Source organism: Providencia sp. PROV032 (assembly GCF_028484875.1).
Taxonomy (GTDB): Bacteria; Pseudomonadota; Gammaproteobacteria; order Enterobacterales; family Enterobacteriaceae; genus Providencia; species Providencia rettgeri_E.
In genome coordinates this window covers 78,646-93,299 of the sequence record NZ_JAMPSX010000004.1, presented here as the reverse complement: position 1 = coordinate 93,299, position 14,654 = coordinate 78,646, and the positions used below count along the sequence as shown (strand labels likewise).

General features: G+C 38.0%; 13 protein-coding genes. 6 read left to right on the top strand and 7 right to left on the bottom strand.

Annotation, left to right across the window (positions count from 1 at the left end; genetic code table 11):
* Positions 1–293: 293 nt before the first annotated feature.
* Positions 294–860, top strand: coding sequence for an acetate uptake transporter (gene satP, locus PSF42_RS03470; RefSeq protein ID WP_272679451.1), 567 nt, complete (start codon positions 294–296; stop codon positions 858–860).
* Between the two features lie 79 nt (positions 861–939).
* On the opposite strand, the gene mog is transcribed toward satP, so the two are convergent.
* Both mog and tal read right to left on the bottom strand, forming a co-directional pair.
* The gene (gene mog, locus PSF42_RS03465; protein ID WP_125891913.1) at positions 940–1,521 is read right to left on the bottom strand and encodes a molybdopterin adenylyltransferase; all 582 of its coding nucleotides are present in this window, start codon (positions 1,519–1,521) and stop codon (positions 940–942) included.
* A 190-nt stretch (positions 1,522–1,711) separates the two neighbouring features.
* Positions 1,712–2,665, bottom strand: coding sequence for a transaldolase (tal, locus tag PSF42_RS03460; RefSeq protein WP_125891912.1), 954 nt, complete (start codon positions 2,663–2,665; stop codon positions 1,712–1,714).
* Positions 2,666–3,014: 349 nt separating this feature from the next.
* Between tal and yaaA the strand changes: the two genes are divergently transcribed.
* Positions 3,015–3,791, top strand: a complete 777-nt coding sequence (gene yaaA / locus PSF42_RS03455; protein ID WP_272679450.1) for a peroxide stress protein YaaA — start codon at positions 3,015–3,017, stop codon at positions 3,789–3,791.
* A gap of 199 nt (positions 3,792–3,990) precedes the next feature.
* On the top strand, positions 3,991–4,983 hold the full coding sequence (locus tag PSF42_RS03450; RefSeq protein ID WP_125891910.1) for an aldo/keto reductase: 993 nt from the start codon (positions 3,991–3,993) through the stop codon (positions 4,981–4,983).
* 48 nt (positions 4,984–5,031) lie between these two features.
* Here the strand turns inward: PSF42_RS03450 and PSF42_RS03445 are convergent, their stop codons facing one another.
* Genes PSF42_RS03445 through PSF42_RS03425 form a run of 5 tightly spaced genes read right to left on the bottom strand, consistent with a single transcriptional unit; the run spans position 5,032 to position 11,671 of the window.
* A complete protein-coding gene (locus PSF42_RS03445; protein ID WP_272679449.1) occupies positions 5,032–5,454 on the bottom strand; it encodes a DUF411 domain-containing protein in 423 nt (140 codons plus the stop codon).
* Positions 5,455–5,499: 45 nt separating this feature from the next.
* Positions 5,500–8,637: an efflux RND transporter permease subunit gene (locus PSF42_RS03440; RefSeq protein WP_125891908.1), complete on the bottom strand. Its 3,138-nt coding sequence runs from the start codon at positions 8,635–8,637 to the stop codon at positions 5,500–5,502.
* A gap of 3 nt (positions 8,638–8,640) precedes the next feature.
* The gene (locus tag PSF42_RS03435) at positions 8,641–9,909 is read right to left on the bottom strand and encodes an efflux RND transporter periplasmic adaptor subunit (protein ID WP_125891907.1); all 1,269 of its coding nucleotides are present in this window, start codon (positions 9,907–9,909) and stop codon (positions 8,641–8,643) included.
* A 17-nt stretch (positions 9,910–9,926) separates the two neighbouring features.
* The gene (locus PSF42_RS03430) at positions 9,927–10,268 is read right to left on the bottom strand and encodes a copper-binding protein (protein ID WP_254879804.1); all 342 of its coding nucleotides are present in this window, start codon (positions 10,266–10,268) and stop codon (positions 9,927–9,929) included.
* Positions 10,269–10,276: 8 nt separating this feature from the next.
* Positions 10,277–11,671 (bottom strand): efflux transporter outer membrane subunit, encoded by a 1,395-nt coding sequence (locus PSF42_RS03425; RefSeq protein ID WP_125891905.1) that lies wholly within the window; start codon positions 11,669–11,671, stop codon positions 10,277–10,279.
* 154 nt (positions 11,672–11,825) lie between these two features.
* On the opposite strand from PSF42_RS03425, the gene PSF42_RS03420 reads away from it, so the two are divergent.
* From PSF42_RS03420 to PSF42_RS03410, 3 genes are all read left to right on the top strand, one after another.
* Positions 11,826–12,509, top strand: coding sequence for a heavy metal response regulator transcription factor (locus PSF42_RS03420; RefSeq protein WP_125891904.1), 684 nt, complete (start codon positions 11,826–11,828; stop codon positions 12,507–12,509).
* Positions 12,502–13,893: a Cu(+)/Ag(+) sensor histidine kinase gene (locus tag PSF42_RS03415; protein WP_125891903.1), complete on the top strand. Its 1,392-nt coding sequence runs from the start codon at positions 12,502–12,504 to the stop codon at positions 13,891–13,893. Before PSF42_RS03420 ends, PSF42_RS03415 begins: the two co-directional genes overlap by 8 nt.
* Positions 13,894–14,000: 107 nt before the next feature.
* Positions 14,001–14,465 carry a hypothetical protein gene (locus PSF42_RS03410; RefSeq protein WP_125891902.1) on the top strand — a complete coding sequence of 155 codons (465 nt, stop codon included), beginning with the start codon at positions 14,001–14,003 and terminating at the stop codon, positions 14,463–14,465.
* Positions 14,466–14,654: the final 189 nt, after the last annotated feature.

Sequence of the window (14,654 nt, the reverse complement as noted above, 5' to 3'; positions counted from 1 at the left end):
ATCAATCTATATGAGGCTCAATATTTCATTTTCAAGGGAGTTTTCACTCAGAGCCTAAATTATTTTTCAATACGCAATAATTTGGATTGATATCAGTTGATGTTTTTAAGATGGGGTCACAAATTCATTCATCAAGGGGGAGAATCAAAAAAATTTGCATTTATTGCAAAAAAACCTGTCTTGTGATCATTGTTTAAACAATTAAAACTGCGTATGATGCGCCGCCGCTGTCACTTTGGCAAAAAATTTTGTTTTTTATCTATTTGAATTATTTATATTTTACCAGAGGTTATATGCAGTCTAGCTCTCTTGCAAATCCAGGCCCACTTGGTTTATTAGGCTTTGGTATGACAACCATCCTGCTGAATATTCATAACGCAGGTTTTTTCCCTCTTTCATCCGTTATTTTAAGTATGGGCATTTTTTATGGTGGTATTGCTCAATTTATTGCGGGTCTGATCGAATACAAAAAAGGCAATACATTCGGTGCAACTGCATTTACCTCTTACGGTATGTTTTGGATTGCATTAGTGGGGTTATTATTTTTGCCTTCAATGGGATTAGCCGAAGCAACTTCACCTGAGTTTTTAGGTGTTTTCCTCGCTATTTGGGGAATTTTTACCTTTTTCATGTTTTTAGGAACCTTCAAAGCTAATTTTGTTTTGCAATTTGTCTTTGGTAGCTTAACGGTATTATTCGCTTTATTAGCGATTGGTAATATGACGGGAAATGTAGCATTACTAAAATTTGCTGGTTTTGAAGGAATTATCTGTGGTGCTAGCGCATTTTATTTAGCAGTCGCAGAAATATTAAATGAGCAATATGGCAAAACGGTATTACCGATTGGCCAACGTGGTTAAATTTAGCTCACGTATGTGATTTTATGCATTAAGTATCATTAATCAGGTGAGTTAAGTCTCACCTGATTACATTAAAAGACTACTCAGGGCGAATAGCCGATTTAGGCCTGAACGCTTTCACAATTGTAGGGTCTGTTTCTACATAGGGGCCATCAAGTAATTGAATACAATAAGGAACACTGGCAAAAATACCAGAAACTACCACATTCCCTTCTTTGTCTTTTAAACCTTCCAGAGTTTCCGCAATCGCTTTAGGCTGCCCTGGTAAATTTAAAATCAGAGCTTGATTGCGTATTACCCCCACTTGACGTGACAATATCGCAGTAGGGACGAATTTTAGGCTAATTTGGCGCATTTGCTCACCAAAACCCGGCATCTCACGGTCAGCAATCGCAAGGGTTGCATCAGGCGTGACATCGCGACGAGCGGGCCCTGTCCCACCAGTAGTGAGGACTAAATGGCAAGCAAATTCATCCACCAGCTCACATAATGTTTGCTCTATCATGATTTGCTCATCAGGGATCAGGCGAGTTTCGATACGAAAAGGGGTTATCAGCGTTTTTGCTAACCACTCTTCTAATGCAGGAATGCCTTTGTCTTCATAAATACCACTCGAAGCACGATCAGAAACAGAAACCAGACCTATGCGCAATTCATTCATACAAACCTCAAAAAATTGATCAATTCAGAAACTGTCTACTAATGGATAAACAGGAGCATTATCATAGCATGATGCGCTTTTGCATACAGCGACCTCAATTTTATATCTTGAAATTGAGAACTAACTCAATGAAAAATGAGTATAAAAAAACCCAACCAACTGGCTGGGTTTTAAGAAAAAACGAAATAAATTACAGTAAATCTGCAATCATTTTTTCCAGTTTTTCTTGGTCTACTGCAAACTTACGGATACCGTCAGACAGTTTATCAACCGCCATTGGATCTTGGTTGTGCTGCCAGTAGAACTCAGCTTCAGTCAACTTAGCGCCTGGCTCTTGAGTTTTACCTGTATCTATCAATTTACGGTCTAATTCGCCTTGTGACTCAGACAGTTCTTTCAGTAAGCCAGGGGAGATAGTTAAGCGGTCACAACCTGCTAACTCAATGATTTCACCCACGTTACGGAAGCTTGCGCCCATAACCACAGTTTTATAACCGTGAGCTTTGTAGTAATTGTAGATTTCGGTAACAGAAATCACACCTGGATCTTCATGTGGCGCGAATTCTTTTTTATCTGTATTCGCTTTGTACCAGTCAAGAATACGACCCACAAATGGAGAAATCAGGTATACACCTGCTTCTGCGCAAGCACGCGCTTGAGCAAAAGAGAATAATAAGGTCAGGTTACAGTTAATGCCTTCTTTTTCCAGTTTCTCTGCAGCACGGATACCCTGCCAAGTCGAAGCTAGTTTAATCAGAATACGGTCATTACTGATGCCTGCATCGTTATACATTTTAATTAAGTGACGCGCTTTAGTAATACAAGCTTCTTCATCATAAGAAAGGCGCGCATCAACTTCAGTAGAAATACGACCCGGAACTAATTTCAGAATTTCCAGACCGATATTAACAGCCAGTTTGTCACAAGCATCAACAATTTGTTGCTCACGATTACTGCTTTGCTTACGTGCCCATTCTACCGCTTCATCAATTAATTTACGGTACTCAGGAATTTGTGCAGCATTTAAGATCAGCGATGGATTTGTGGTCGCGTCTTGTGGTTTGTAAAGCTTCATCGCTTCGATGTCGCCAGTATCAGCAACAACGGTTGTCAAACTACGTAGTGAGGTTAGTTTATCGGTCATTTCTTTAATCTCGTTGTTATACCCGTCATATTTCAAGTTGTAGCGGTATAGGCTAAAAAACTGCAACTTGAATTACTTTGCGTATTATAAAGGAATTGTGGCTATCGCCGCACCGTCTACAGATAATATCATGCATCCATATTGCTGCAAGCAAGTAAATCTAGTCAAAAGCAACTATTTGATTGGCAATCGGTTTCGCTAGCCAATTAGAAACTGAATCCTTTTAGCAGTGATACTGTGCTCTTATTGTAATAAAGAATAATATTGGTTTGGCTTATCGTATCAATTACCCAATTAGGAAGAATTTTTGCTAAAGTAAGCAGTATCATTCTTTATAAAGGGTCAAGTCATGCTTATTACAATTTCACCTGCAAAAACATTAGACTACGAAAGCCCACTTGCGACGCAGCAATTTACTCAGCCTGAATTACTCACTGAGTCTCAAAAATTAATTAATGTCTGTCGTAAGTTAACCCCTTCAGATATTGCCAGTTTAATGAAAATTAGTGACAAACTTGCAGGGCTCAACGCTGCCCGTTTTGAAGAATGGCATGCGGACTTTACCCCAGAAAATGCACGCCAAGCGATCCTCGCATTCAAGGGGGACGTATATACTGGTATGCAAGCAGAGACTTTTTCACAAGACGATTTTGCGTTTGCTCAATCCCATTTACGCATATTATCAGGTCTTTACGGTATTTTAAGGCCACTAGATTTAATGCAACCTTATCGCTTAGAAATGGGAATTCGTTTAAAAAACACCCGTGGAAAAGATTTATATGAGTTTTGGGGAGACATTATCACCAAACAGCTCAATCACGCCTTAGCAGAACAAAAAGACCAAGTATTAATCAACCTAGCTTCTGATGAGTACTTCAAATCCGTGAATACGAAGAAACTGGATGGTCAAATCATCAAACCTGTTTTCCTTGATGAAAAGAATGGTAAATATAAAGTTATCAGTTTTTATGCAAAAAAAGCGCGGGGTTTAATGAGTCGCTTTATTATCCAAAATAAATTGACGACAACAGACCAACTGGCTGATTTTAATTTAGAAGGCTATCAATTTGATGAAAGCCAATCTAAAGGTAACGAGCTAGTATTTACTCGTTCAGAACAAGCTTAATTTTTAATCCCTAAAACGTGGGGACTGGCGCACAGCCGATACCCACGTATTTCAAAATACTTCACTCTTTTTTCCAACTCTATCACAGTTTATTTATAAACTTTCTAACCAATAACAAATTAGCATTGATTCCTCAGACTACTTTTTAGCTTTATGACAGTATAAGTTGAGGTTTTGCCCACTACTTTGGAGGTGAAGTATGCCTTATGTTGCATCATCAAAGCGCTATAGTGAAATGGAATATCGTTTATGTGGCCGTAGCGGGTTACGGTTACCACTGATTTCATTAGGGTTATGGCATAACTTTGGCAATAACAAACCCTTTGATAACTGCCAAGCCATGCTTCGTCATGCTTTTGACCTTGGGATCACCCATTTCGATCTGGCTAATAATTATGGACCACCTCCTGGATCTGCCGAAAGTACATTTGGCCAAATCATGCAACAGGATTTCCTGCCTTATCGTGATGAAATGATCATTTCATCAAAAGCGGGTTTCACTATGTGGGATGGCCCTTATGGTGACTGGGGAAGTAAAAAGTACTTGGTGGCAAGCCTAGACCAGAGCTTGAAACGAATGGGTTTGGATTATGTAGATATCTTTTATCATCATCGACCTGACCCCAACACCCCATTAGAAGAAACCATGGGAGCGTTGGATCTCATTGTTCGCCAAGGAAAAGCCCTGTATGTCGGGATTTCTAATTACCCAACGAATTTAGCCAAAGAAGCTATTGGTATTCTCAATGAATTGGGAACCCCTTGCCTGATCCATCAGCCGAAATATTCTATGCTAGAACGTACTCCTGAAGAGGGTTTACTCGATTTACTGGAAGAAGAAGGGGTGGGCTCTATCGCATATTCCCCGCTAGCCGGTGGTCTTTTAACTGATCGCTACCTTAATGGTATTCCTGCTGATTCACGCGCGGCAGGCAATCCTTCTTTACCTCCTGAAAGGCTCACTTCGACCATTTTATCAAAAGTTAAACAACTGAATGAATTGGCGATAAAAAGAGGACAAAAGCTAAACCAAATGGCATTAGCCTGGTTGCTTAGACATGATAGGATCACTTCCGTCCTCATCGGTGCAAGCCGTATTAGCCAAATTGATGATGCAATGGGGATCCTAAAAAATCGTAACTTTACGCAAGATGAACTCAAAGCCATCGAATTAATATTAGAAAACGAATAAACCCCATAAGTTGCAGGACATCCTGCAACTTAATGAATTTTATCTCAATTAACGATATTCCCCATTGGCTTTAAACTGCACCACAGAATAAGGCTGAGTACGGCCATCTGGTTGTTCCATCCCTAGGCTACCAATTGGCATACCCGGAACAGAAATTCCCACTACATCCGCGGGTAAGGCATCAATCGCATCAAGACTACTGACAGGAACATGGCCAACAATCACTTTGCCTTTATATTTTGCAATGTGGCAACTGCGTAAGTTGTATGGCACATTCAGCTCATCATTTAGTTTGTTCAAGTCATCATAACTGATTTCATTGATCACAACGTCATACCCTGCTTTTTTAACCCCTTCTCCCCATAATTGGCAGCAGCCACAATTTGCATCTTTATACAATTGCACGCTCTGGTTTTGAGAAAATGCAGAAAATGACAGTAAAAACATTCCACCTAAAATTATCTTTTTCATTGCTATTTACCTTATCAATAATAATGACGAGTACTTAAAAAGTGTCTATTTTTTATGACGTAACTGGCAGATTAATTTATAAGCTGCGGGAATAATAAATAGGGATAATAGTGGCGCGGTGATCATACCGCCAATCATCGGTGCAGCTATACGGCTCATGACTTCCGAACCGACTCCCGTCCCAAGTAATATTGGCAATAAACCCGCTAAAATTACAGCAACTGTCATGGCTTTAGGACGGACACGTAAAACAGCACCTTCATATAATGCATGGTCTAAATCTTGGTTTGATAACTTGCTTATTCCTTGCTGTTTTTCTTTATCTTCGATTGCATGGCGTAAATAAATCAACATAACCACGCCAAATTCAGCGGCGACACCTGCCAATGCAATAAACCCAGTCCCTGTCGCAACCGATAAATTAAAGTTCATCCAATAAAGGAACCAAATAGCGCCCACTAAAGCAAATGGTAAGCTTAATAAAATCAGTAATGCTTCACTAAATCGTCTGAATGCTAAATAAAGCAGGACAAAAATAATCAGTATGGTAGCAGGAACCATTAACATTAATTTTTGGTTAGCTCTTTCGAGCAATTCAAATTGTCCCGTAAAGGAATAGCTCAAACCCGGCTTCATTTGGATGTTATCTTTTATTGCGGCATCAATATCTTTAATAACAGAGACCATATCGCGATCGCGTGCGTCAATATAAATCCAGCTTGTTGGTCGTGCGTTCTCTGTTTTCAACATTGGAGCGCCCATATTCACGGAGACATCAGCAACATCACTAAGCACAATTTGCTGTTTGCTCGGCGTTAAAATTGGTAATAATTTCATCGCAGATACGCTATTTCGGTAATCTTGAGGATATCTTATGCTAATTGGGTAGCGCTCGATTCCTTCAACCGTTTCCCCGATCATTTCCCCACCAGTCGCCATTGAAATATAAACTTGTACATCACTGATACTCATGCCAAAACGAGCCGCTTTTTCTCTATCAATTTTGACATCAATATAACGCCCACCAACCAATCGTTCAGCCAAAACAGAAACAACCCCAGGAACCGATTTTGTCACCTTTTCAATTTCTTGGGCTAATGCGTCGATCTCATCAAGATCTCTGCCTGATACTTTGATACCGATAGGGCTTTTGACTCCTGTTGATAACATATCAATACGATTACGTATAGGTGGAACCCATAAGTTTGCAACCCCGGGCAAACGCACTGTTTCATCAAGCTCATCAATAATTTTTTCGAGTGTCATTCCTTCTCGCCACTCTGCTTGCGGTTTCAAACGTATCGTTGTTTCGATCATCTCCATAGGAGCAGAGTCCGTTGCCGTTTCAGCTTTACCGACTTTACCGAATACCGTATCTACCTCAGGAATAGTTTTGATTAACTTATCTGTATTTTGCAGTAAAAATGCCGCTTGAGCAGGCGAAACTCCCGGTAATGTTGAAGGCATATAAAGTAAGTCACCTTCATTAATCGCAGGAAGGAATTCACCCCCTAAATGTTTTAATGGCCATATCACAGTAAATAAAGATAAGAAACCAATTAATAAGGTGGTCTTCGGCCACGCTAATACCTTAACTAAAATAGGGCTGTAGAGAGCAATCAACCAACGATTCAGTGGATTTTTATTTTCATTTGGAATATTACCGCGGATCCAATACCCCATTAGGATTGGAATAACAATTAACGCTAACGCTGCTGCCCCCGCCATGGCATAAGTTTTTGTGAATGCGAGCGGGCCAAATAAACGGCCTTCTTGTCCTTCCAACGTAAAAATAGGAATAAAAGACAATGTGATAATTAATAAACTGATAAATAATGCAGGCCCAACTTCAACAGCAGAGTCCGTAATAACTTTCCAACGCTGGGCATTATCAATGACTTTATCTTCATTTTCATGTTGCCATTTTTCTAATTTTTTATGCGCATTTTCGATCATTACAATGGCGGCATCCACCATTGCCCCGATAGCAATTGCAATGCCCCCTAACGACATAATATTTGCATTTATTCCTTGGTAGCGCATGACGATAAAGGCAATAAATAATCCGAGAGGCAAAGAAATAATTGCGACTAATGCAGAACGGAAATGCCATAAGAAAATAGCGCACACCAATGCGACAACAATAAACTCTTCTAGTAACTTATAACTTAGATTATCAATCGCATTATCAATAAGAATACTTCGATCATAAGTCGTGATTATTTCGATGCCTTCCGGCAAACTGGCACTTAAATCTTCAAGTTTCTGTTTTACATCATGGATCACATTACGTGCATTTTCACCTGAACGAAGCAAGATAATACCACCAACCACCTCGCCTTCCCCATTGAGCTCAGCAACTCCACGACGCATTTCAGGGCCTTCCTGTATTCGAGCAACATCTTGCAGGTAAATTGGCACGCCATTTTCGGGGGTTTTCAGGTAGATTTTATTGAAATCATCAATAGATTGAAGGTATCCACTTGCTCTAACCATATATTCAGCTTCAGCAATTTCAATCGATGAGCCACCCGCTTCTTGGTTAGCCATTTCGACTGCCTGTTTTATTTCAGGTAATGTCACGGAAAATTGGCTGAGCTTGAGCGGATCAACTAAGATTTGGTAAGATTTAACCACACCGCCAACGGTTGCCACTTCAGAGACATTAGGCAAAGCCTTCAATTCATATTTCAAAAACCAATCTTGTAATGAACGCAGTTCTGCTAGATTATGCTTTCCGGTTTTATCCACTAAAGCATATTCAAAAACCCAACCAACCCCTGTCGCATCAGGGCCAATGGAGGCTACTGCACCTTTTGGCAATTGGTTTTGCACTTGATTTAAATATTCTAAAACGCGCGAACGAGCCCAGTATAAATCTGTATTATCTTCAAAAATAACATAAACATATGAGTCACCAAATGCAGAAAACCCCCGCACTGTTTTTGCTCCCGGCACAGATAGCATCGTCGTCGTTATTGGGTAGGTAACTTGGTTTTCAACCAGTTGGGGCGCTTGACCTGGATAAGTGGTTTTGATAATCACTTGTACATCAGATAAGTCAGGCAATGCATCAACAGGTGTACTGCGGATACTCCAAATACCCGCAATAACTAAAAACATGACACCCATGAGCACTAGAAAGCGGTTAGCGACCGAGCGTCTTATAATCCATTCCAACATACTCTACTCCTGAGATTTATGTGATGAATGATTAGATGACGCTGAAGGCTCAGGAAGCGCTTCCATCTTGGCTAATGCTCCCGCAATATTCGCTTCGGAATCAATCAGGAAAATCCCCTGAGTCACAATATGCTCACCCACTTGTAATCCTTCAGATATTGCCGTCATTTGTTGAGATTCATTGAGTACTCGTACTCTTTTCGGAATAAATTCACCATTCTCACCAACAGCAATAACATGTTGTTCTTTCCCTGAATCCACAATGGCTTGTGAGGGGATCAATAAACTTTCATTGCCTTCTGCAACTAAATTTAAATATGCAGTCATACCCGGTTTTAATAAATGGCTAGGGTCTGCTATTTCTGTACGAATATTAATTGTACGGCTTGCTTGATCTGCGCTAGGTAATATCAGCCAGTTTTTTACAGTAAATAACTGTGAAGGATAAGCGGGGATAGAAATTGTAAATTCTGTTTGTTTATTCAGTAATTCAGCAACCGACTGAGGAACAGAAGCATTAATCCATAATGGATCTGTTCCTTGTATTTGTGCAATAACAACCTCTTTAGACACGTTCATCCCTAAACGTAGATTAAGTGCAGTAATTACCCCTGAAATAGGTGCTTGGATCGTAAAACGTGATTGGACTTTTCCTGTTTTTATAAACTGAGAAAGCGCTCCTTCTGGCATTCCATTTAAACGTAAACGTTCAATGACGCTATTAAGATCTTGTCGGCTCGCATTCATTTGTTTGAGTGCAAGGTATTCACTTTGCGCTTCAACCCATGCAGGGATCGTTAGTTCAGCAATAGGAACGCCTTTTTGGATCCTCTCACCAACGGTGAATGGGTAAACTTTTTCAACGAAACCATTTTCTCGCGCTTGCACGATAGCGAATTGATGATCATTAAATGCAATTTCGCCTGGAAATATTAAGTCATAGCTTAGCTTCCCCCACTTTACATCCACCGTTTTAAGTCCTAAATTTTGTGTCTGTGTTGGGTTAATTGTTATCCCTTTGCTATTCGCTGAAACCAAGTTTTCATCCGCATATTTAGGAACAAGATCCATATCCATAAAAGGAGATTTCCCTGGCTGATCAAATTTGGTATTGGGATACATTGGGTCATACCAATACAATACGGTGCGTTCTTGTTTTTCAACTGATTGGCTATTATTTTCTACAACGAAAAAATATCGGTAAAATAAAATTGAAATAACGCTCGATAAAATAATTACCAATAGCAATTTGGTCAGGTTAACTAATGACATAACATCTCTCTACCTATTTAGTTTATCTTTTCGATGGATTTCAACATTGAAAGATTGCCTTGTTGTACAAATGAAAATTTTAATTCATCATTTTCTTGTAAACCGTTGATCATAGTTTCATCTTCATAGGTAAAACGCATCGTCATTGGCGGCCAGCCAATACTTTGAATTTCTTTATGATTTATTGTTAACTTTTTATTATCTTTATCAATCGAGATTAGCGTTCCTTCAGTATTGATTGTCGGCTCTGCGACTTTTTCTGGATAAATAGAGTGGCTATGTTCCGCAGCATTTGCATAACTAGTTGCTGTTAACATCGCCATTGAAATTGCAAAAAATACCGTATTTAATTTTTTCATTATTACCCTCATGATTTTATTAATCCGCCACCTAATGCAGAGAATAAATTTATTTCATTCTTCTGCTGTTCTATTTTCAACATCAATAAATTTTGTTGTTCGGTAAATAAGCTACGCTGTGCTTCAAGCACATCGAGATAGCTTAAACCGCCATATCGATAACTTGCTTGTTTCTGTATTAAGACGTTTTGCAGCGTTTTGACATATTGCTCTTGAGATATAAGCTGTTTTTCTAAGCTCGATTTGAGTACTAGGGCATCTTTTACTTCACGAAATGCGACCTGAATACTTTTTTCATAATTAGCTATTGCTTTGTTTTTTCTAATGTTTGCTAACTCTAAATTTCGGCTATTTGTACCACCAGTAAAAATAGGTAGCGTAATTTTAGGAATAAAATTCCAAATACCATTTGAGGAATCAAATAACCCTGTTAAAGAATCATTACTGTTTTCTATTCCTGTATTAAAGGAAATAGAAGGAAAGAAAGCGGCCCTTGCGACACCTATATTGGCATTCTCAGAAATAATGTTTTGCTCTGCTGCCATAATATCTGGGCGTTTTAGTAATATCTCAGAGGGAATATCTGGAGGTGCCGTAATTAAAGGATAGTTTGGCTCGTAGCGTCCTAGACCTGAATTTATTTTTGTTGCGTAGTCATTTGTCAAAAAATTCAGTAAATTTTCATTTTTTGCAATTTCACTTTCAATTTTTTCGATATTAATAGAGATAGACTGTACTTGCCCTTTAGCTTGTTCTAGGTCTGATATCCCTGCTTTTCCTGCTGCAACTTTTTGCATTACAATTGATTGACTATTGAGGTAGCTTTGCTTCGTCCCTTGTGCAATTAATAATAATTTCTGGTTATACACCACATCTAAATACGCTTCTGCTACCGTTTTGATTGTAATAATTTGTGTCGCACGCTTCATCTCTTGAGAGGCGATAAACTTTGCTTTATCGGCATCAGATAAATTTTTAATACGCCCAAAAAAATCCAGTTCATAGCTGATATCAATGCCTGCACTGTATTTCTTATTGAAGGATGACCCAGACTCTAATGATTGGCCATAATCGCCACTCATCGATGAACTAACTTGAGGGTATTTTTCTGCTCCCGCTAGCCCGAAGCGTACACGAGCTTCTTCTACATCTAAGGCCGCAAGATATAAATCGCTGTTTTTCTCAAGCGCAATTTCTATCACGCTTTTCATTTGTGGGTCTTGAATAAATTGAGACCAACTCGGAATGACTAATTCTGTTTTATCCCCCATGACTATATCAGGAACATTGCCACTGAATTGATGAGGCAAATTCAGATTAGGGCGTTGATATTCAGGGGCGAGCGAAACACAACCAGTTAAAATTAGGGCATAAGCTATTATTAATATTTTAGGGGAATACATGGTATAGCCATGCCTCTAGTGATTAAAATTGTCACTATAATAAAAAAGACCTCCTGTTAGATTCATGACATGAAAATGACAAATTTGTCATTTTACATTTCATTGCCGTAGTGCTTAGAATAACTACATTGTTTTCCTGACAGCCGGGCCTGAGATGAAACTACTTATTGTTGAAGATGAACATAAAACGAGAGAATACTTATCTAAAGGTTTAAGTGAGTCCGGGTTTATTGTTGATGCGATCGAAAATGGCATTACAGGCCTGCATATGGCGACAACTGAAAACTATGATTTAATTATTCTTGATGTGATGTTGCCAGATATTAACGGTTGGGAAATTGCTAAAAATTTACGTAATACAGGAAAAAATACGCCCATCCTCATGCTTACAGCCCTAGGTAATGTTGAACATCGAGTCAAAGGGCTAGAGTTAGGTGCTGACGATTATCTTATTAAACCATTTGATTTTTCTGAGCTACTTGCCCGAGTAAGAACTTTATTACGTAGAGGCAACAACAGCATCCAGAAAACACAATTTACCATTGCTAATTTACATGTTGATCTAATCAAACGACGTGTGACGCGTGAAAACGATAAAATCATACTAACCAGTAAAGAATTTTCATTATTGGAATTTTTTATTCTTCACCAAGGCGAAGTGCTCTCTCGTTCTCTTATCGCCTCAAAAGTTTGGGATATGAATTTTGATAGTGATACCAATGTGATTGATGTGGCAGTTAAAAGGTTAAGAGCTAAAATAGACCAACACTATGAACCTAAGTTAATCCATACTATTAGAGGAATGGGCTATTTACTTGAGATCCCTGAAAATGATTAAGTTATTTCGATCTCCTGTCTCTATTTCAATTCGCCTTATTGTTTTGATCAGTATTACTCTCTCCCTCGCCTTACTGTTATTTAGCTCGATCATGATCAACTCGGTTATGTTGCATTTTAAGCAGCAAGATGAATATACACTTAACCAGTTGAATTTAACGATCCGAAGCTTATTAAATGACAATACAGATCCACAAAGTGAGCAATACGCACGAATTAAAGCCATTATTAATGAGCATCAAGATGTTAGTATTTATCTCATTGATAATGAAGGAAATACATTAGTATCTCCCAATGCAACAGATAAACTTATTACCCACTTAAAAAATTATGACCCTGATAAAAATAACCAAAACGTAGAGCTTAGAGATTATCGCCTATCAGAAAGTCTTATTCAGGTCGGGCCCCCCTCAGAGCCTAAACAATATCGATTGGTTACTGCACTATCATTGAATTTTCATCATGATTATCTGAGCTCATTAATAAATAATTTAATTATCAGTGCGATTATACTGTGCTTATTTACTATCCTTATCGTCTATTTCCTTGTGATTAAGGGATTAAAGCCCCTTAAAGATGTGAGCGATGACATAAAAAATGTCACATCCGAAAATTTAAGCGTTCGTTTAGATCCTGATTCTGTACCTAAAGAATTGAAGCAATTAACAAAGTCATTTAATCAGATGCTAGTCAAAATTGAAGATGTTTTCGTAAGGCAAACAAATTTTTCAGCAGATATTGCTCATGAAATGCGTACACCAATCACTAATTTAATGACTGAAACCCAAATATCTTTGAGTAAAAATCGCAGTAAAGAAGAACTCGTTGAAGTGTTATACTCTAATTTGGAAGAATATAACCGTCTATCACGAATGATCTCTGATATGCTTTTTCTTGCTCAAGCGGATGATAACCGCCTTATCCCAGAGAAAAAAATCATTAATATTAAAAATGAAATAGAGCTTATATTTGATTACTTTGAATATCTCGCTGAAGAGAATGAAATAAAACTTAAGATAATTGGGGACGCTAGCCCTATTAGTGCCGATAAAGACATGTTGAGAAGAGCGATTACTAATTTAATATCAAATGCTATCCGCTATACCCCAAAAGGTGATGCTGTCAGCATTAACATTTCAAATGTAAAAGAAGGTGTTGAATTAACCATTAGTAATCCCGGTATAAAAATACCCGAAGAACACTTAGAAAAACTCTTTGATAGATTTTATCGAGTGGATAAATCAAGGCAAAGAAAAAATGAAGGAAGTGGAATTGGGTTAGCTATCGTCAAGTCAATTATATTGGCGCATAAAGGCAGGATCACTGTAAAATCAGATGATTTTTCAACACGCTTTACTGTATTTTTACCTATAAAACCAAATTAAACATCTGCCACAAATGGCAATTTTGTCATTTTGTTGTCAGTATTCAGACAGAAATAAACCCTTATTATAGTTACAAGATAAACGATTTAACTTAATAAGGATTCACAATGAAAAAATTTATTTTTGCTTTAACACTTGCAGCTATAGCAACACATGTATCTGCCGCTCAAACTGAAAAAGAAATACATTATAATGCTGCAAATGCATTAAGTTTCACTGAAAATAATACTTCTTATTCCAACCTAAAATCGATTAATAACCATTTAAGCAAAGCGGGCATTTCGACCAATAATAGTGTCAATTCAACTCAGTCATTCCTTCAGTTAGACGAACACGCCCAAGCTGCCGCGGCATTAAGTTTTACACAAAACAATACATCACCAATGATGCAGAACATGATCAGTTACCACCAAAACCAATCGCCTAACGATAAAAAACCGACAGTAAAAATTGCGAAATCATTTTCCGATATGAATGAAAATGAAAAAGCAGTCACGATGTTAAGTTTCCATAAAAACAGTTCATCGGAATCTATTCAACGTAAAATACTAGACAACTTAAAAGATAATTAATTTAAACCTTAAAACCATATTATTAAAATAATATGGTTTTAAATTAATTGAAAAAATTTAACCCTATCAATCATGATTTTATTTAACCCCTTTCATTTTTTATTAAAGTTTAAATTAAACTATTCATTGAACATCAAGAGAAATAGATTATTATTTCTAAGCAGTTCTCACTTTAACATTAACTTTAAA